This window comes from Paenibacillus lemnae (assembly GCF_012933385.1).
GTDB classification, from domain to species: Bacteria; Bacillota; Bacilli; order Paenibacillales; family Paenibacillaceae; genus Paenibacillus_AQ; species Paenibacillus_AQ lemnae.
The window spans coordinates 303,492-322,225 of the sequence record NZ_JABBPN010000002.1; the positions used below are offsets into that span (position 1 = coordinate 303,492).

General features: G+C 52.1%; 12 protein-coding genes. All 12 read right to left on the minus strand.

What is annotated here, in order from left to right; genetic code table 11:
- Position 1 precedes the first annotated feature (1 nt).
- Positions 2–1,195, minus strand: a complete 1,194-nt coding sequence (gene yqfD / locus HII30_RS03385; protein WP_169503518.1) for a sporulation protein YqfD — start codon at positions 1,193–1,195, stop codon at positions 2–4.
- Positions 1,192–1,485 carry a sporulation protein YqfC gene (gene yqfC, locus HII30_RS03390; protein ID WP_169503519.1) on the minus strand — a complete coding sequence of 98 codons (294 nt, stop codon included), beginning with the start codon at positions 1,483–1,485 and terminating at the stop codon, positions 1,192–1,194. Before yqfC ends, yqfD begins: the two co-directional genes overlap by 4 nt.
- A 156-nt stretch (positions 1,486–1,641) precedes the next feature.
- On the minus strand, positions 1,642–2,229 hold the full coding sequence (locus tag HII30_RS03395; protein WP_169503520.1) for a hypothetical protein: 588 nt from the start codon (positions 2,227–2,229) through the stop codon (positions 1,642–1,644).
- Between the two features lie 18 nt (positions 2,230–2,247).
- Positions 2,248–3,240 (minus strand): flotillin-like protein FloA, encoded by a 993-nt coding sequence (floA, locus tag HII30_RS03400; RefSeq protein ID WP_211184397.1) that lies wholly within the window; start codon positions 3,238–3,240, stop codon positions 2,248–2,250.
- A 123-nt stretch (positions 3,241–3,363) separates the two neighbouring features.
- On the minus strand, positions 3,364–4,731 hold the full coding sequence (locus HII30_RS03405; protein WP_169503522.1) for an NfeD family protein: 1,368 nt from the start codon (positions 4,729–4,731) through the stop codon (positions 3,364–3,366).
- 227 nt (positions 4,732–4,958) lie between these two features.
- Entirely contained in the window at positions 4,959–5,399 is a 441-nt protein-coding gene (locus tag HII30_RS03410) for a GatB/YqeY domain-containing protein (RefSeq protein WP_169503523.1), read from the minus strand.
- Between the two features lie 16 nt (positions 5,400–5,415).
- A complete protein-coding gene (gene rpsU, locus HII30_RS03415; RefSeq protein WP_005547957.1) occupies positions 5,416–5,589 on the minus strand; it encodes a 30S ribosomal protein S21 in 174 nt (57 codons plus the stop codon).
- A 162-nt stretch (positions 5,590–5,751) separates the two neighbouring features.
- A complete protein-coding gene (locus tag HII30_RS03420) occupies positions 5,752–6,111 on the minus strand; it encodes a histidine triad nucleotide-binding protein (RefSeq protein WP_169503524.1) in 360 nt (119 codons plus the stop codon).
- A gap of 43 nt (positions 6,112–6,154) precedes the next feature.
- A complete protein-coding gene (locus HII30_RS03425) occupies positions 6,155–9,607 on the minus strand; it encodes an SbcC/MukB-like Walker B domain-containing protein (protein WP_169503525.1) in 3,453 nt (1,150 codons plus the stop codon).
- Positions 9,604–10,782 (minus strand): exonuclease SbcCD subunit D, encoded by a 1,179-nt coding sequence (locus tag HII30_RS03430; protein WP_169503526.1) that lies wholly within the window; start codon positions 10,780–10,782, stop codon positions 9,604–9,606. The genes HII30_RS03425 and HII30_RS03430 overlap by 4 nt, the downstream gene beginning before the upstream one ends.
- Positions 10,783–10,807: 25 nt before the next feature.
- Positions 10,808–14,971, minus strand: coding sequence for a UvrD-helicase domain-containing protein (locus HII30_RS03435; RefSeq protein WP_169503527.1), 4,164 nt, complete (start codon positions 14,969–14,971; stop codon positions 10,808–10,810).
- Positions 14,968–18,477: a helicase-exonuclease AddAB subunit AddB gene (gene addB / locus HII30_RS03440; RefSeq protein ID WP_169503528.1), complete on the minus strand. Its 3,510-nt coding sequence runs from the start codon at positions 18,475–18,477 to the stop codon at positions 14,968–14,970. Before addB ends, HII30_RS03435 begins: the two co-directional genes overlap by 4 nt.
- Positions 18,478–18,734 lie beyond the last annotated feature (257 nt).

Sequence of the window (18,734 nt, forward strand, 5' to 3'; positions counted from 1 at the left end):
CTCATTCTCCTTGGTTATATACTATGGGAAGCTCTTTCGATATGGACTCTTCCACCTCGAAAAGTACTTTCATATAAACTTTACCATTCTCTTTCTTATCATGCAAAATTTTTTGGCCTACAAGACGTGTTTCAGCACCATATTTAGCCAAAATGTCACGAAATGCGCTCTCCAGTCCCTGCCTTTTCGCCTCATCCTCTGTAATGGTTTCTGTAGTCTGCTGTACCTCCATCACTTTCTCGGACATCCACCCGAATGGAAGCGGTTTGGTGCGCCAGGTCAGAGGATCATACAAGCTTAACGTCTTAGTGACTTCGTAATCCACATCACCATACCCCCACAGCTGGACCGCACGATTGCCCAATACGAGGTAAGACTTACTTTTATATTCTCCGGTGAGCACATTTTTCTTTTTCGTTAACGGTACTTCAATTTGATATTCATGCCAGACGAGGCCTTTAACCTCTCCTTTTGCTACAACAGACCTTTGGTTTTCTTCGTCTCCCAATATACCGGAAATTAAAACTTCACCTTTCTTGACTCTGGTGTTGACCTGAACTTTCGGAACGCCTTTCTCAGCATATATAGACGTAATCACGGCATCCGCAGTACTGACCAGATGGCGCGGACTCTGCAGAACAGGCTTCTTAGGAACTGAGGCTTCGACTACCTGGATTGTAATGCTTGTACCCTTTCGTTCCACACCGACCCATGAGGTCCCAGGAATTTGTGCGGTCAGGTCAGCAGACAGCCTGTCCAGTGATTTCAGACGAAATATCCATTGGTAAGTGTACACCCCTTCTTTGTGGGCCGCTTCAAGCACATCCTCAGAAGCGATCTTCTCATTACCTTCAACCTCAATGTTCCACACCATGGAAGAGAGCAGCATTAGCGTAAAAAAGAAGATGACCATGCCGGCCGCGAAAATCTTTCGCTTCCATAAATGAGATGTACGAAAAGGAAGGCCATGACGTTCCAGAATGGTTGTCCGGCAGCCTGTCTTTTTTAACAGGGGTCTTAAACCCTTAAAATCAGACAGCAGGAGTTTGAACTCTGCAGACTGTTCTCCTGTCGGTTTGATCTCCCAGACGGGGGTCGCCGCTTCCGACAAGGCGTTAATGAAAGACGGCAGCTGTTCTCCCCGCACCCTTACTTTCAGGTATCCGCGGATATATATCATTGTCGGAATATTCAAGGTTTTCCCCCTCTTTCTATGTATTGTATATGCTGTACTTTTCCCGCCACTGTCACTTCTGTGCTCTGAATTGCCCGGATCGAGAGGCCGGAACCAGAAATCTCCAAAGCTCCATCGTTCAGGGACAAAACAAGTTTTTCTGATGTGAATTGAATAACTCCCCGGTGATTTTCAATATGAAGTTCATGATTGCCAATCAGGGTCAACCGCGGCAAGTCAAACAGCAAATCCTGAGGCAAATCGAGTATATCCTGAGTCCATTTCTGCAGATTGCGGCTGATGCGGGACATATGAAGCCCTTCCCCCTTCCTGTACTGTACACCATATGCCTCCAGCTGCCTGATTATGCCAGCACATCCCCGACAGACCGCTGTTTCAGCGCAAAAAAACAGGCCGTTCGGGACATTGCCCGAACGGCCTGTTTGCACAGTTTTGCTGTATAAAGTTTAACGGCGTCGTCCAAGAGGCTTTTTCGCTCTTGGAGGACCCAAAATTTCAGACCAAATGATCCCTTGTACAGCTCGATCTGCAAGATCTGATTGGCTGAGCTGAGGCTGTGACTGCTCCGACGCTGATTCCTGCAGCGGTGATTTATACCCAGAATCCAAACGATCCAAATCAGCAAAAGCACCTTCGAGATCTCGCTGCATCTGCCGTTTCCGTTCTTCCATACCTTCACTGACTTTTCGGGTATCAAGGTTTTCAGCGGCTGATTCCAATCGGGATTTCGCATCTTCATACGCGTCCTGAACCTCTTCCTGCTCATGATAAGGAGATTCATACCTGCCCTGTTCACGATCTGATGAGTCTGTTGAACGCCTGGAAAGCTGACGTGAATCCGATTCTGCGGCAGGCGGGCCTGCAGGCTGTGATCCTGCGGGCCGTGGCTGCTGGTTGCGGCGTTCCTTTTCATTGCCGAAGGTTGGCATCTGTGACGGCTTTTGTTCACCGCCCTTGCCGAGTTTACCTAAGAAGGAGAGGAGAAAATACCCGGCAATGGCCACGATGAATAAATTATCGAAGATCCACTCCATGAAGGCTTCGCCTCATTCCTATTTGTTATTTCTGGAATCGTTCTGATTATCATTGTTTTCATTTACTTTACCTAACTGGCCTCTCATTTGAGTGTCAGCTTCAATATTTTTGAGATTCATGTAATCCATAACACCCAACTGTCCGCTTCTAAGCGCTTCAGCCATAGCCAGCGGTACTTCGGACTCGGATTCCACAACGCGCGCTCTCATCTCTACGACACGTGCTTTCATCTCTTGCTCTTGAGCTACGGCCATAGCACGGCGTTCCTCAGCTTTTGCCTGAGCAATACGCTTGTCAGCTTCTGCCTGCTCGGTCTGCAGGAATGCACCAATGTTCTTGCCTACATCCACATCCGCAATATCAATCGACAGAATTTCGAATGCAGTACCTGAATCCAGTCCTTTAGATAGAACCGTTCTGGACATCAAGTCAGGATTCTCCAGAACATCTTTATGAGAACCTGCAGAACCGACCGTTGTAACGATCCCTTCACCGACACGGGCAATGATCGTTTCTTCTCCTGCACCACCGACGAGCCTGTCAATGTTGGCACGTACGGTTACACGAGCTTTAACCTTCACTTCGATACCGTCTTTAGCAACTGCAGCTACGATTGGTGTCTCGATAACACGAGGGTTAACACTCATCTGTACCGCCTGCAGCACATCACGGCCTGCAAGGTCGATCGCGGCGGCACGTTCAAATTCGAGCGGAATATTGGCGCGCTGTGCAGCAATCAATGCATTAACGACACGGTCAACATTACCGCCTGCCAAATAATGACTTTCCAGCTGGTTAATGTTCAATCCAAGCCCTGCCTTTGTAGCTTTGATCAGCGGATTCACAATCCGGCTTGGTGTAACGCGGCGGAGCCTCATGGCTACCAATGTGATAATACCGACGCGAACGCCGGAAGCGATCGCCGAGATCCAGAGCATAAGCGGGAAAAAACTGAAGAACACGCTCAGCAATATAATACCGACAACCCCAATTAAAAGAATAGTGATCATTGAGTCATCCCAGTTCAAATACATCTACCTCCATACTATTTATTTGTTGATACCATTGTACCAAATAAAAAATTCTTATCAAATTCTTAATCTTATTTTGTCGGAATTAGCCGCACTCTTGTGCTATTCGACTGTGGTTTCTTCAACTACAATCCGGGTCCCATCGGTCTTTAGCACTTTAATAGGAGTTCCGGCAGCCACAAATCCACCTGCGGATACGACGTCCAGACGCTGTCCTTCAATTTCGGCAGTTCCAGCTGGACGAAGCGGAGTAACACTAATTCCCGTCAAGCCGATTAGCATATCACGGTCGGCTATCGGAATATATCCATTTTCTCTGGACAAGCTGTCGCTTAGAATAAACTTATTCCAGATTCCCCGTTCCTTGAACACGACCGCAACCACCACAATGGCAACCAGTGCACACAGGAACGCGATACCCAACGACCAGGCAACATGAGTGGTGCTGTAGGCTGCACGGACCACGCCGAACACCAGGCTGATCGAGCCGATGACGCCTAGAATACCGAAGCTTGGAACAAAGAGCTCCATTGCCAGCAATACGAGCCCGATAATGAACAGCAGCCACGTCTCAGTTCCGGCAAACCCGGCAACGGTGTTACCGAAAAAGTACAGGACAAAACCGATGATACCTATAATTCCTGGAAAACCAAATCCGGGAACGATGACTTCGATCAGTACACCGGCAATACCTACAAACAGCAGTATCGTCATAACGATAGGGTTTGTCAGGAAAGTAGCCAGCTTCTCAGAAAAGGTGAGCTCCATCGTAAACATGTCTGTGGTGGAGTACCCCATCCACTCGATCACTTCATTGGTGCTGTTGGCCAGCTTATCTGCATAACCAACCTTCAGCGCTTCCTCCGGAGAAAGAGAAATCACCTGCCCTACTTCATTGGTTCTGTTAATTTCGGGCATCTCTACCTTCTCATTGGTACCAGCCATACCGATTGCAATATCTGAATTACGTCCGCTGGACTCTGCAGCACTCTTCATTTTACTCTTCCACCAAGACACCATCTTGGCATCTTTTACCGGATTGCCCATGCCATCCACCATATATGCTGCGCCGATCATACTGCCATCAGCCATGGCGATTTTATCTGCATTCAGAGCAATATAACTTCCCGCAGAAGCAGCATCTCCGCGAATAAAGGCAACGATCGGAATATCGGTTTGCTGAAGCAAATTCCCGATTTCTTGCGCCTTGTCAACACGGCCCCCCGGTGTATCGATCTCCAAAACGATCAACCCTGCGTCCATATCCACGGCTTCTTTAAAAGAACGCTGAAGAAAACTTGTCAGTCCCTGCTCAATTTGCTGCTTAACAGGAATGACATAAACTGACCCACTGTTCTCTGCCGCTTCCGCTTTGCCTGGATTGACATATAACGCGCAGGACATGAGTATCCACAGCAATGCTAAGAGTGTGAGCCCAAGCCGCCTTGGCGACAGCTTCCTAAAACTCATCTCGTACCCTCCTCCTATAAAGATCATTCGTGCCATATCTTTAAACCGCTATCATGGTTTGTGAGCGGATGCCTATTTATTAATATGTGTAAGCTCCCGAACACATTATAACGTAATACGTATGTTTACCCATTTGGTTTCAAAAAGATAACCCCGCCATGTAAACCACCTAAAAAGCAAAGAAAAAACACTCCTTGATCAAATCAAGGAGTGCTTCGCTTATGTTATTACAGAAATTGTTGAACCACTTGATTCACTAGTTTTCCATCCGCGCGCCCTTTGACTTTCGGCATAAGAGCGTTCATCACTTTACCCATTTCGGCTTTTGAAGAAGCACCGGTTTCCTGGATGGTCTGCTGTACAATGACTTTAATTTCTTCTTCAGTAAGCTGATCCGGAAGGTAGGACGTCAGGAGCTCAATTTCTGCTTTGGCATCGGCGGCAAGATCGTCACGATCTGCTTTTTCAAATTCCTGGAGGGCATCTTTGCGCTGTTTGATTTCACGACTTATAATATCAAGCACTTCGCTGTCATCCAAACTTCTTTTCAAATCTATTTCAAGATTTTTAATCGTTGAACGAACCATTCGAATGGTGGAGAGTTTGAACTTGTCCTTACTCTTCATCGCTTGCTTCATATCTTCGTTCAATCGTTCGCTAAGATTCATGCTGAGTCATATCCTCCTAAAACTTTCTCTTACGAGCAGCCTCGGACTTTTTCTTGCGCTTTACGCTTGGCTTTTCATAATGCTTGCGTTTCTTCACTTCAGCCAAGACGCCATCTTTAGCAATGGAACGCTTGAAGCGACGAAGTGCAGCATCAATTGTCTCGTTTTTGCGAACTTTCGTTTCAGACACCAGTTTTCCCTCCCTCCGACCAGACCGTCCAAGAGCAATAACACGGTTCATCATTCTTCATTATAAAGCAAAGTTAAATAATGTGTCAACCTTGGGTCATCTTATTTTAGCATGGCCATCCCAGCAGGATCATTTTGTCTGCAATTTCAGCAATATGTCTGATTAGGCATGTGAATTTGAGCTGCCCACCAGCGCACCCAGTCTGGTACCGCCAAGCAGGTGGTAATGAAGATGGTGAACAGTTTGCTCCCCATCACGGCCGCAGTTGTTGATCAACCGGAAGCCGCTCTTGTCGATGCCAAGCTCCCGTGCAGCTTCCTGTGCCGCCTGATGGATGTCTGCAATCAGAGGCAGGTCCTCAGGCTGAACATCATTCATCGATGCAATATGCTTCTTCGGAATAATAAGCACATGCACAGGAGCCGCAGGCTGGATATCATGAAAAACGAGCAGCTGGTCATTCTCCAGCACTTTTTTAGACGGAATTTCTCCATTAACAATTTTGCAGAACAAACAATCCATTCCAAAGGCCTCCTTCATCTTCAGGATCTCTGTTTCTATCATATCACATCTTTTCGATCATGATCTTCGATCCGCCGCCTGCCTGTCCTGCCGGGGTAATGACCAGCTTCCGTGGAAGCCTTGCCCTCAGCTCCGGTACATGGCTGATAATACCGACCGTCAGTTTGTCGTTGTGCAGGCGTTCCAGAGAAGTAATGACCGTATCCAGCAGTTCCGGATCCAGGGTACCAAAGCCTTCGTCAAGGAAGAAGAACTGAAGCGGATACTGCCCGCGCAGCTGGATTTGGGCAGACAGTGCGAGTGCCAGTGACAGCGAGGTCAGGAACGTCTCCCCACCCGAGAGGGTGGACACCGGACGTCTGACGCCGCCGTTGGCATCGTCCCGGATGACAAACCCTCCTCCTGAATCTACCTCCAGGGAGTAACGCTGCTGGGTTAAATAGCGCAAACGCTGTGAAGCGGCCTGGCTGACCTGCATTAACTGTTCCTCTGCGATGTACTCCACAAATGCATTGCCTCGCAGACACGATTGAAGCTTGGACAGACGTTCGCTTTCCCGGGCGTGCTGAATACGATGCTTCTCCAATTCCATAAACCGGATGTGCCGTGTCCGGATATCCTCCAGGTCACGCTGTGCGCGGGCTTTCATCTGGATGGCAGACTCATCTGCACTCCGGCCCTCATCGAGCGAACGGCAGCACTCCTGCCACGCTTCTTCACTAAAAATCTTCCCGTCCAGCTTCTGCTCGACATCATTCAGGCGCAGTGACCATTCTTTCTGCTTGTCACGATGATCCTGAAGCAGATGACGGGATTTCTCCATCTCTTCCGGCGGCATGCTTGCATTCAGCAGCTCCTCTTCCGAAGAGAACGGGGATGTCGACAAGTCTGTAGTCCATCGCCGCTCCGCAAGTGCCGCATGTTCGCCAGCGGAATGAGCTGCCTGTCCTGCAATGGCTGCTTCTCTGGCCGCAAGCTGCTTGCGTTCTTCTGCTTTCTTGCTCCGCTCTGCGGTCTGTGCAGCAGTATCTTTAAGGTATTTAAGCCGCTGTCTGCATGAAGTCAGCAGTTCTTCTGCTGACTCATTTCCGATCCAGGCGCGGAGGCGGCCGTCTTTTTCCAGCAGCAGTTCCTGCTTGCCTTGATGCTGGGCATCCCACTGGATCAGCTGTTTCTCCAGCTCCCGGAGCTGCAGCTCCAAGCTGGCGGATGCTTTTTTCTTCTCTTCCAGGAAAGGAACACTTCGTTCCAAACCTTCGCGCACCGCCTCGGCCTTATCATCTTTTTCCCGTATCCCTGCAAGCTGCTGCTCCAAAGAATCATAATCAAGGCTTCCCGCGGCAGCATACCAAGCCTCCTTGAGGCCTGCAAGTTCTTTCTGTGCCGTGTTCACTCTGTCATTCAGCTGTACCAATCGGGCATGATTATGCTCCTGCGAAGCTTCTTTTCTGGCCAGATCCTTTTGAATCGAAGACTGTTTCTCTTGTACCAGATGAACACTGCTGCGAAACTTCGCGGCTGCTTCTGACAACCCGGCTGCAAAAGCACGCAGGGAAGACACCGCCATATCCAACTTGTCATCTTCCAGCTTCTGATTATCGTCCACCAGGATTCCTGCTGCCGCTTCAGACAATGAGGATGTGATTTCTTCCCACTCGCGGTTGCTGCTCTGCTGACCAACAGCAATGAGGCTATTGACATTATCTTTTGGCACAGGTAAAGTCACGCCTTCGTTCAACAGCTGTCGGAATTGAAGCCTCAGCTCCTGCAGCTCCTCCTGCATGGCCTCAACCTGCTTCAACCGGCGGTCAGCATCATCAGTTGAAGCGGCAGCTTCAGGCAGGGCCGGCTCAGGATGATGTAAGCTTCCGCATACAGGACAAGGCTTGCCGTCGCTAAGATCAGCTGCAAGAGAGAGCGAAAGGGCATGCAGCTCCTGCTGTCTGGCATCCAGGTTCAGCCCTCGGATCAAAGAGACCGCATGAGCAGCTCCTTGTTCACTAAGCTTCACAGCATCTGCCGCAGCTTGCCGGAGCTGCTCCCCTTCACGGGATAACATCATGAGTTCGTGATCTACGGATGAAGCCTGTTGTCTCGTCTCCCGGATCTGTTCATCGGCTTTTGCATTCACCCTTTGTTGCTCACGGGCTTCTGCTTCGTACTTGGTCAGCTGGGTTTCGGCACCCAATATGCTCTGTTTCTTCTGCATTGCTTCCTGCAGAGCCTGCCGATCCTGGGCGCGTACTTCCAGCAGCTTCAGGCTCTCTTCCAGCTCCTGTCTTCGCTTCAGGCCTCTTTCCAGGAGTTCCTGCTCCTTGGACAGCTGCTCCGTTACCGTCTGCATTTTGTCTCTAGCTTCATTCCTTAGTGCCGACAGCTTAGCCAGCTCTTGGGACAGCACCTCGCGTTCACGCTGCAATATGACGGCCTGTTCCAGCTGATCTGCCCTCGACAGCAGCGCAGGTTCCTCAGACGCCAGCTCTTTACGTGCAGTCTCGTCGGCTTCGGCAAGCTGTATCGCATCTTTCTCGGCCTCATCTGCTGCCTGCTGCAGTCCGGCTGCTCTTTGTTTCAGTGAAGCATGGCGCTCTGCCGATTCTTTCCTGGCTTCCTGCACGGGCAGCAGCTGTCTGGCATAACCGGCAAGCTCCAGCTTATGTTCCAATGCCTTCAGCTCATCTTCCCGCGCAGATAACTCGTTCAAGTGCTGTTTCAGCCTTCTGAGCTCGGCGTCAAGCTCACGTAGTTTGGACAGTGACTCATTCTGCTGAATAGCAGCTTCAAGGCGCGAACGAGTCTCTTGGGCGTGCAGTTCTGCAGCCGAAAGAGCTTTCTCAGCCTCGGCGACCGCCTCCTTGCCGGCAATACCTAACCCCTGCTGCTCGGCTTCTACCGCTCGCAAAGCACCCTCGTTCTCCTTGACTCTCCGGCTCAGCTTCTGCGCCAGCTGGTCCCCGTATCGCTCCAGATGGAAAAGGCGCTGCAGCATCTGCCTTCGCTCGCTTCCCTTGAGGGATAGGAACTCAGCGAACTTTCCCTGGGGGAGCACAACGGCTCTCGTGAAATCATCCATTTTCAAACCGATTTTCTCTTCAACACACCGTGTCACATCGGCCAGCTTGTCCGCAATAACGAGCTCCTCTTCTCCTGCGATTCGCACAAAACGGCTGACAGCATTGCTGACGGACAGCTCATTCATTCTCTTGAACCGGCGCTCTACCCGGTAACGCTCAGCCCCTTCTGCGGAAGCCAGTTCAAAGGTAAAGGATACATACAGACTGTCCTCGGAATGGTTCATGATGCCTTGGGTACCGTTCTGGGCACGTTCCACCTTGCCATACATGGCCAGTGTAATGGCATCCAGGAGCGTGGACTTTCCGCTTCCTGTCGGTCCGAAGATGCCGAAAAGCCCTGTCTCACACAGCTGTTCAAAATCAATCTCCTGCACCTCACGGTAGCTCTGAAGCCCCGATACTTTCAAAACAATCGGCTTCATCCCTTCACCTCCGGTGTTTCGGGCTCTTCTTCATCCACCAGCTCCAGGAACAGATGAACGAGACTGTCTTCCGGCTCTGCTCCCCCGGTTTGACGGTGATAGAACTTCCGGAACAAATCCGGCAGCGGCAGCCTGGAACGCTCTGCCTCCAGTTCCATGGCCTCCATCTCAGGATAGACCGGCCGGATATGAACGATGCCGTCCCGGCTCTTCCGCAGTTTCTGAATATCGGCAAGCCCCATCGCTTCCGTGAGTGTCACTTCCAGATCAATAAAAGCCTGGGCGTCACGTCCCTCATCCAGCCAACGGTAAACTTCCTCCAATCCGCCTTTAGCCTTCCAGCGGACCAGCGGTCGGCCGCTGCTCAAGAAAAGCTCCTCCACGACCGGCACTCCACCAGGAGCCACATCGATCAAGGTCACGGATTTGGCTTGACCAGCCTCTGAGAAGCTGTAGGCCAGCGGTGAACCGCTGTAGCGCATAATACCTTCGCCTTTGACCGCCTGCGGCCTGTGTAAGTGCCCCAATGCCGTATAGCAGGCCCCGACATTCAGTGCCGAGGGATCTACCGTATAGGCACCTCCGATCTGAATCGGCCGTTCCGAATCACTCTCCAGGCCGCCCAGGACGTAGATGTGGCTCATCGCAAGATTGACCGTTTCAGGCGTGAAACTCCCCGCCATCTTTTTCATCAGACTGCCTACTCTGTCACTGTATGCGCGGCGCAGTTCATTCTCCTCACCGTCGACAGACAGCAGCTCATTCAGGCGTGATTCCGAAGGGTACGGCAGAGCGGCGATTTTGGCAGTTTCTCCAGTACGGACAGCGTGCACCGTTACTGCCTCAGCTGCTGGCAGCCCTACAAGTGTGATGCCGCTCTTTGTGACCAGAGGCGTAACAGAAGCCACACGCTCTGGCTGATCGTGATTGCCAGCAATAGCCACAAATCGCCTCCCCCCTTCACTAAGCCGGGCAGCCGCTTCATAGAACAGCTGCTCCGCAGCAGCAGGCGGGTTGACGGAATCGTACACATCGCCGGCCATCATGATCAGGTCCGCCTGCTGATCATCTGCAAGCCTGACGAGCTCTTCGAGGAAGGCCTCCTGTTCCGCAAGCCGGCTTCTTCCTTCCAGCGTCCGCCCCAGATGCCAGTCTCCAGTGTGCAATATACGCATGCTCATCACTCCTTCCATTCAAGTTTTAAAGCCGCACCGCCTGGCCGGCATCAAAAAAGTACAGCCAGCTCTCCGCAATAGGCTCGCCCAAAATGTCTTCAAGCGCCTTGGCGTACAGCTCTAATTGAAACCGATATTGTTCCGTTAAAGCTTCTATACCTCCACGGTGTTCCAGCACACGGTCTGTTTTGTAGTCCAGCAGGATCAGCTTTCCTTGGGCCCGGAATAGACAGTCAACAACACCCTGAATCAGAACACATTCTTCATCAAGCTGTTCCTGCACAATGTAAGAACTTGCCCCCTGCTGCAATGAAGTCAGATAAATCAGATTTTGATAGGCTTCCGAAGCGGGGAGCGCATAAGAAAACGGCATTTCACGCCAAATCTGCTCGGCCTGAACCAGCCTTGCACCCACTTCCGAGGAGATCATATCGACGATTTCCTGCGGTGATACCACCTCTGCCTGCTCTCTGGTAATCATTTCTTTCAGAAGCAGGTCTGACAGCGTGTGCTGCACAATGGAAACATCCAGATCACCATGAAGTGGAATATGCTGCATGACCGTATGATAAACCGTTCCCCTCTCTGCCGGAGTCAGCTTCACAGCTTCCATAAATTTGGGACGTCTCAGGTTCAGCGTATATCCCTTGCCGGTATCCTCTGTCTCCAGATTACGCCGTACTGCTGTTTCCTCTGTCAGATCCAGTGAGGGGCTATCCTGCATCGCAAGCAGCTTTTTCATTTCCGTCACCGAAGTTTTAGCAGAAATACCAGAGGCGGCGCTAAAAGGATAACTCCAGCTGATGCGGCGGTACAGATCCTCCCTCTTCTCCTGCGGGCTTTCACCTTCCTGCCATACAATCTCTTGCACGGGCTCGCGCTTCAGAAGTGATGACTCTATCCTGGACCGTACGTCGTCCAAACTGTTCTTGTCTCCGCCAGCATCACTCTGGTTCAGACGCGGAGGTTCGGTGATCAGGTACTCCGCCGATTTTACGGTGATATTCCACAGGCCATCCTGCTGAAACAGAAGATCTGAACCAAGAGGCGGTAACTCCGCAGCTTCTCTAAGCACAGCGGCAGACGGGTGACGGATGATTGCCGGACCAATCCAGTCCAGGTAGCTGCGTCCCCTTGCCAGCATATAATCAGGCAGCAGCAGATCCGTATAGCTGTCTGCGTGCGCCCAGTCGTTGATTTTTTTGAGGAGGTTTTTTACAGAGGCTACCAGAATCAGCTTCTCCTTCGGTCTTGTCAGGGCCACATACAGCACCCGCATTTCCTCAGCAAGCAGCTCAATCTGAGCTCTTCTTCGGATCGCCAGATTGGGCAGCGTAGGGTACGTGACACGAAGCTGCTCATCCACATATTTCGGACCAAAGCCCAGCTCCTTGTGCATAAGAAACGGGGAGTTCAGATCCTGCTGATTAAAGTTTTTAGACAACCCGGCTACAAAAACAACCGGAAACTCCAGCCCTTTGCTTTTATGAATGGTCATGATCCGGACGGCGTTGCCCTGGCTTTCTGTATCTCCAGGTGCCCCCAGGTCTCCCCCATTATCCTTCATACGGGATATAAAGGTGAGAAACCGGAACAATCCACGGGATGAGGTGTCCTGCTCATACTGGACAGCACGATCATAGAGGGCCGTAAGGTTGGCGCGTCGCTGACTCCCTCCTGGAAGTCCGCCCAGCCAATCCAGGTATCCTGTTTCACTATAAATCCGCCAGATCAAATCACTCAGACTGCCTTGACGCGCTTCAGTCCGCCAGCTCTCCAGCCGATCACGGAATCTCACAAGCTTCTCGAACAACTCGCCGGAAACACCCGGCCGTCCAGAATGTCCTGATGTCCCTTGTATGAACTCTGCCAATCCCAGCTCTGTCCGTCCCGCGGCGGCTTCGGTCCATCCAGGAAGTTGAAGGTCATCCGACCAGCTTCCTGATGCCGTGTCTGCTCCGCGATCTTTACTATCCAGCGAATTCCCCGTCAAAGCTGCAGACATCGCATCATAGAACGAACCTGAGGCACATAAACGCACCTGGGCCAGCTCTTCTTCGCTCAGAGCAACCATAGGTGAACGCAATACAGAAGCAAGCGGAATATCCTGGCGAGGATTATCGATGACCTGAAGCAGGCATAACATAATTTCAACTTCCACAGCTTGAAAATAACCCCGGCTCTGTTCACCCGATGTCGGTATGCCTTCCTGGCTCAGCTCCTCCATCATCAGCGGTGCCCACACACTGACAGATCTCAGCAAAATGACAATGTCACCGTACGCTGCCGGTCTCATACTCTTGATAGATTTGTCATACACCATCATCGGTGTCCCGCCATCTCCCATCAGCTCACGGATTCTTCCGGCAATGGCACGGGCCTCCAGCTGGGCAGTTTCGATATCCACCACTTCGTTCTCTGAAGTCACGGCTCCTGGCGGAGTGTTGTCTTCCGTTCCAGAAGGCTCTCCGGCATCGGGGCTCTCCTTGTCAATCAGCAGCAGCTCTGGTGCATACATGCCTACACCTTCATCTGCATCTGCACTTTTATCAGAGTCTGCCCCTTCGCTGTCTCCACTGTAACGACCCGCAGGTTCAGGATCTGGGAAATAAGCTCCGCACACCAGCTCGGCACGATCGTCGTAGACGATCTCTGCTACAGATTCATTCATAATCTGGCGGAACAGCATGTTAACGGCTTGAACCACTTCCATGCGGCTTCGGAAGTTTCGGGCCAGATCAATGCGAGTGCCTTCACCCGCAGGAGCATCCGGCATATCGGATGATGAGATGTATCTCTTATACTTGTCAAGAAACAAGCCCGGCTCTGCCAGCCGAAAACGGTAAATACTCTGCTTCACATCGCCCACCATGAACCGGTTACCCGGGGAGGGTCTGGAAATCAGTCGTACAATTTCTTCCTGTACACTGTTCGTATCCTGGTATTCGTCCAGCAGCACTTCATCAAACTGGGCGCGATACTCCATGGCAGCGTCTGAAGGCAGGGCATTTCCCGGCACAGAATCCTCATGACGCAGTACCTTGAGACAGTAATGCTCCAGATCATTAAAATCGACGGTGCTCTTGGATGCTTTTGCTGCACGATAACGATCGGCAAATGCGATAACGGTCTCCACCAGCTCATCCATCAGCGGCGCTGCACCATGCAGCTCACTGAGAAATTGGGAGGCCGTGCGCCCAAACAGGGAATTTTTCAATTCGCTGACGGTCTTCTTCACATTGTCTCGCAGTTCCTTGACACGGTTCTGAAGCTCTGGCAGCACATCGTCTTTCCGTACCGACTTCAGCTTGCCGAAGGATACATCCCGAAATACATCATAAAGATGTTCCCATGGACGGTTATGCACAGCTTCCATCAAAGTCGTAATCAGCTGCAGATCTTCCTCGATCGTTACGATATAGGGCGCTGGTCCACCCGGCGCAAGGGCCGCGGCTTTGGCCTGTTCCAGCAGACCTGCAGCACCTGCGAGCGCCAGCTGCGCGTCATTCAGGATGCTGTGCACCCAGGCAGTCTGACCGAGCTGTTCCGTATCTGTGATCCGAAATGCCGAGGCTGTTTCCCTAAGCCATTCATCCGGCCAAGGATGACTTCTAGAGAAATCGTATAAACGCTGGACCAACCGGTACAAGGCATCGTCGCTTCGTTCTCCGCTGAACCAGTCGGCAAGAGTAACAAAGTTCCCCCCCTGCTCCGCCTCCCCGTATTTCTCCTCAAACAATTCTTCGAGCGTATCCTGACGCAGCAGGTTCGCTTCATTCTCATTCAAAATCCGGAATCCGGGATCAAGCGGAATCAGCTGATAGTAGCGCCGTATGACTTCCATGCAGAAGGAATGGAGCGTCGTGATGGAGGCCCGTCCCAGCATGGCAAGCTGACGCCTGAGATGCTCATTGTCCGGATCGCTCTCCAGTGCTTTATCGAGTGCTTCACGGATCCGCTGCCGCATTTCAGCCGCTGCGGCCTTGGTGAAAGTAGCCACGAGCAGGCGGTCTACGCTGAAACCTTCAGCATCATCCGCAATTTTGCGGATGATGCGCTCCACCAGCACCGCCGTCTTGCCGGAACCCGCAGCTGCAGCGACCAGAATATCATCGCCGCCTCTGGCAATGGCCTGCCACTGATCGTCACTCCACATGCTGCCTGCCGGCTTGGTCATCATCTTGTTCATCTGGAGCTTCCTCCCTTCCCTTTTGCAAGCAGATCCCATATCTGATCCTTCCCAGGCCTGCCAAGCAGCTGGTACCGGTTGCTGTCCATACTATCGTCGAACTGGCACACAGGGCGGTAGGAGCAGTACGTACAGGCTGTTTCCTGTTGGATCTTGTAAGGCTCAATCTCCACTTCGCCCCCGGTTATTCGTGAACCGATGTCAAGAATATTCTCGCGGACGGACTTCAGCAGCGTCTGCCACTGATCGGGATCCGCTACCGAAGCGCTGCTGTAGAAGCTGCCATCGGCTTTCACGGCTACCGGAATTATTGGCGAATGCCCCTTGTCCAGCGCGGCATCCATCAGCGATACGACATCACGGTCAGCCAGAAGCAGTCCTTTCATTTTAAACCTCTTCAGCAGCTCCTCTGCAGCCTGATCCGCCGTCATCCCGTTCGGTGACTGCAGCACAGGATCATGCACGTGGAAATACAGAGTCCCCGCAGGGAGTGCCTCTTCCCCGAGCCAATCCTCGGCAAATGTGAGCAGGACGTCCAGGTACGTGAGCATCTGAAGAGACAATCCATAGTACACTTCGTGAAGCTTCAGGTCTTTCTGGCTTGACTTGTAGTCAATGACCCGCAGCAAAATTCCGTTCTCGCCCCTCGCCATATCTACCCGGTCAATCCGGCCTACAACCTCCATCTCCACCCCGCCAGGCAGTTCAAAAACGAGCGGAGGAATGGCTTTCCCTGGTCCAAAATCCAATTCCAGTCCAACGGGCTCAAAGCTTCCGCGTCTGGACTGCTCTCCAAGAATGAGCGAAGCACGTCCCACAATGCTCTTCAGCTTACGGGAGATATATCCGTATCGCTTAGAACTGAGCAAAATTTCTCCCTGCAGCTTCGGTGCAAGACGGTCTACCGTTGCCTCAGCTTCCCGAAGACATTCATCCGCGCTCAGATCGCCCCAGCTTACCCCCTGCTTGCGGAAACGCTCGGCCATTTCACTCAATGCAGCATGAAATAACTGACCGATATCCGGTGCCTGAAGCCTGTACATTTGGCGTTCCCGGAGCTTAAGGCCATGCGAAGCAAAATGTGAAAATGGACATGCTACGAAACGTTCCATTCTCGAGACGCTGGTCCGGATCCGGCTGCCGTATAATCGCCGGCTCGTCTCCTCTTTGAGGCTGTGCGTCTCATTGCGGTAGGACAGTGAAGACAGCATCAGGCTCAGCTGCGACTTCCAGACCGGGCTTCTTGCAAACCAGTTGTACACTTCCCACCACATCGGATGGAGCTGTTCCCCGTTTCTCCAGTCACGCAGTCTGCTCACAAGAAAAGCCAAAGACTTCGTATCACCTGCAATGAAGGCAGATTCCTGCTCCGGTGTCAGCCCTTCTTGAGGCTTGATCGGCAGCAGCTTCTCTTGGAGCGGAAACATCCGCTTCAAATGACGGATAATTTCCGAAGGCAGCAGGGTCTTGCCTTCTTGATCGGCAGCAGGATAACTGATCCACAGCTGACGGCTTGCCGTTGTCAGAGCAGAGTATATAACAAACCGCTCGTCCAGCAGTCTGCGGGAGATATTCGGCGCCAGTTCCATGCCCGAAGCTTCCAGCGATACACGCTCCTGCTCGGACAGGATACCATCATCCTGAAACTGTGCTGGAATCACCCCATCATTTACGCCAAGCAGAAAGACATATTTCACATCCCCGCTCCGGGTCCGGTCCATACTGCCGACCAGCACCTGGTCGAGAGAAGGAGGCACGAGGGCCAGCTCCAGCTCGGTGAGTCCGGTATCCAGAATACCGGCAAAGGTCTCGGCACTGAATTTCTCGCTGCCCATCATTTCCACAAGCTGATCCAGCAGATCCAGCACAGCCCCCCATACCTGGCGGTTCTCTCTCGCCTCCTCCGGCCGGCCGCTTTCGAGAGAAGCACGGCTCATCTTCTCCAGCTTCTGCGGAATATCGGCATCCTCCAGCAAAGCGAACACCGCTGTACATTTGTCCCGGGCCGAAGCGCCTTTTTTTAATCTTTTGTCAAAAGCAAACAAGGGACCTCTAACCGCATCACGGCAGCGTTCAATCATCTGAAGCCCCTCTTCACGGCGGCCGGCTTCTCCGTCTTCCAGTGACAGGCTGGGCATCCCTTTCCAAGGTCTTCCGTCTGTCCAGCGTGAACCCTGAATGCCGGAAGCGAGGACATGATTCTCCAGCTGGTCCATATCCTCCCGTGATATCGATCCATCCAGTGGAAGCAGCAGGTCGGTTTTGACACACCGGAATACATCCTCATAGCGCCATCGCCGTACAGCAACATCCAAAGCGGCCCGAATAAACTCCACCAGCGGGTGATGAAGCTCGCTCCGCTTCTGATCGAGAAAATAAGGCACACGGTATTCCCGAAAGAGCGGACCGATCAGGAATTGATAATCCCCCAGATTTCTGGAGAACACTGCCATCTCACGAAACCGGGCCCCTTCCTCTCTCGACAGTCTCAGCATTTCGCGGAGCGCGCCCTCCACTTCTGCACGCCGGTTACCCGCTGCATACAGCGAGATGCCTTCCGGATGACGGTCTGCTGACCCCGAACCTGCATTCCAGGGAACCCGGCGGTCAAACCCCCGTTCCAGATGGGCCAGGGCAGGACTATGCTGAAAACGCGGCAGAGGATCGGGTCTCAGCACGGAATGCTCCATGGCCAGACCCAGTTCCTCCGCAGCACCTCTCAGCTTGATGTAAGTGACAGCCGTAGGATGAAAAAGATCCAGTTCATGCGGCTCCATCCCCTCACTATAAGGCTTGTCCAATGTCAGGGCTGCCGTGACAGAGCTGGCGTGTGACATCAGCTCACGGAGCACCGCGTATTCCTGAGGTGTAAAACCGTTGAAGCCGTCAATCCAGATATCCGCCTGCCTGATATAAGACGATGCCGGGATTCCCTGTGCAAGCGCCGCTAATGTGTCCTCTTCGTCGCTGTAGAGCGGAGACATTTCATGCTCGAAATCCCGGTATACCGTCAAAATATCCTCCAGCTTGCGCCGAAGTAGCGGCGGACTTCCCGGAGATCCCGCCATGTGTTCCAGCTGCTCTTCTACGCAGGAGGCGTCCAGGCAGTACCGCTTCATTTCGGTATACAGCTGACTCAGCTTGCCCACAAAGCCCATCTGCTCACCGGAAGTACCGAAGAGCTTCAGCTCATCTTTCCGGCGCTGAATAATCTTGTAGAGCAGCATGCGTTTGCCCTCTTCACCAATCGTCACCTTAGCTGAACCGCCTGTTTCCTGCATCACACGGTAAGCTAGTCGGCGGAAGCTGAGCACTTGCGCCCTCAGTGACCCCTTGACCCCCGGACTTGTCACCAGCGCATGTTCTGCTTCGAACGAACCCTGCTCCGGCACAAGCAGAATGATCGGATTTCCTTGCGGATCCTCCGCCAGGCGCTTTGAAATGTCTTCCCGGATTCTTGTACTTTTGCCGCTTCCTGCACGGCCGATCAAAAAATGAATGGACAATTCAGGTGTCCCCCTCTTCCCAAAAATGCGCCCCTTAGGGAGCCTTGTTATATTTAAAATCACCGTATATTAGTTTCATGGTGAATGCCGTTCTTTACTTCAAGATGCTGTCTTTTAGTATAACATAAGAACGAACATCTGGAACGTATGTTTGGATGTCATTCCCATTCAGGCCCAGTTCTCTCATGCAGTGTCCCAAAGCAAATAAACCGGAAGGGAAGCGACTCCCCTCCGGTTTATTCAATCACCAATCACAA

Bases quoted from the DNA above. Each gene is read 5' to 3' on its own strand.
- yqfC (WP_169503519.1), bottom strand. From the start codon at position 1,485: ATGTCCCGCATCAGCCGCAATCTGCAGAAATGGACTCAGGATATACTC.
- HII30_RS03395 (WP_169503520.1), bottom strand. From the start codon at position 2,229: ATGGAGTGGATCTTCGATAATTTATTCATCGTGGCCATTGCCGGGTAT.
- floA (WP_211184397.1), bottom strand. From the start codon at position 3,240: ATGATCACTATTCTTTTAATTGGGGTTGTCGGTATTATATTGCTGAGC.
- HII30_RS03405 (WP_169503522.1), bottom strand. From the start codon at position 4,731: ATGAGTTTTAGGAAGCTGTCGCCAAGGCGGCTTGGGCTCACACTCTTA.
- HII30_RS03410 (WP_169503523.1), bottom strand. From the start codon at position 5,399: ATGAATCTTAGCGAACGATTGAACGAAGATATGAAGCAAGCGATGAAG.
- HII30_RS03420 (WP_169503524.1), bottom strand. From the start codon at position 6,111: ATGGATTGTTTGTTCTGCAAAATTGTTAATGGAGAAATTCCGTCTAAA.
- HII30_RS03425 (WP_169503525.1), bottom strand. From the start codon at position 9,607: ATGAAGCCGATTGTTTTGAAAGTATCGGGGCTTCAGAGCTACCGTGAG.
- HII30_RS03430 (WP_169503526.1), bottom strand. From the start codon at position 10,782: ATGCGTATATTGCACACTGGAGACTGGCATCTGGGGCGGACGCTGGAA.
- HII30_RS03435 (WP_169503527.1), bottom strand. From the start codon at position 14,971: ATGAACAAGATGATGACCAAGCCGGCAGGCAGCATGTGGAGTGACGAT.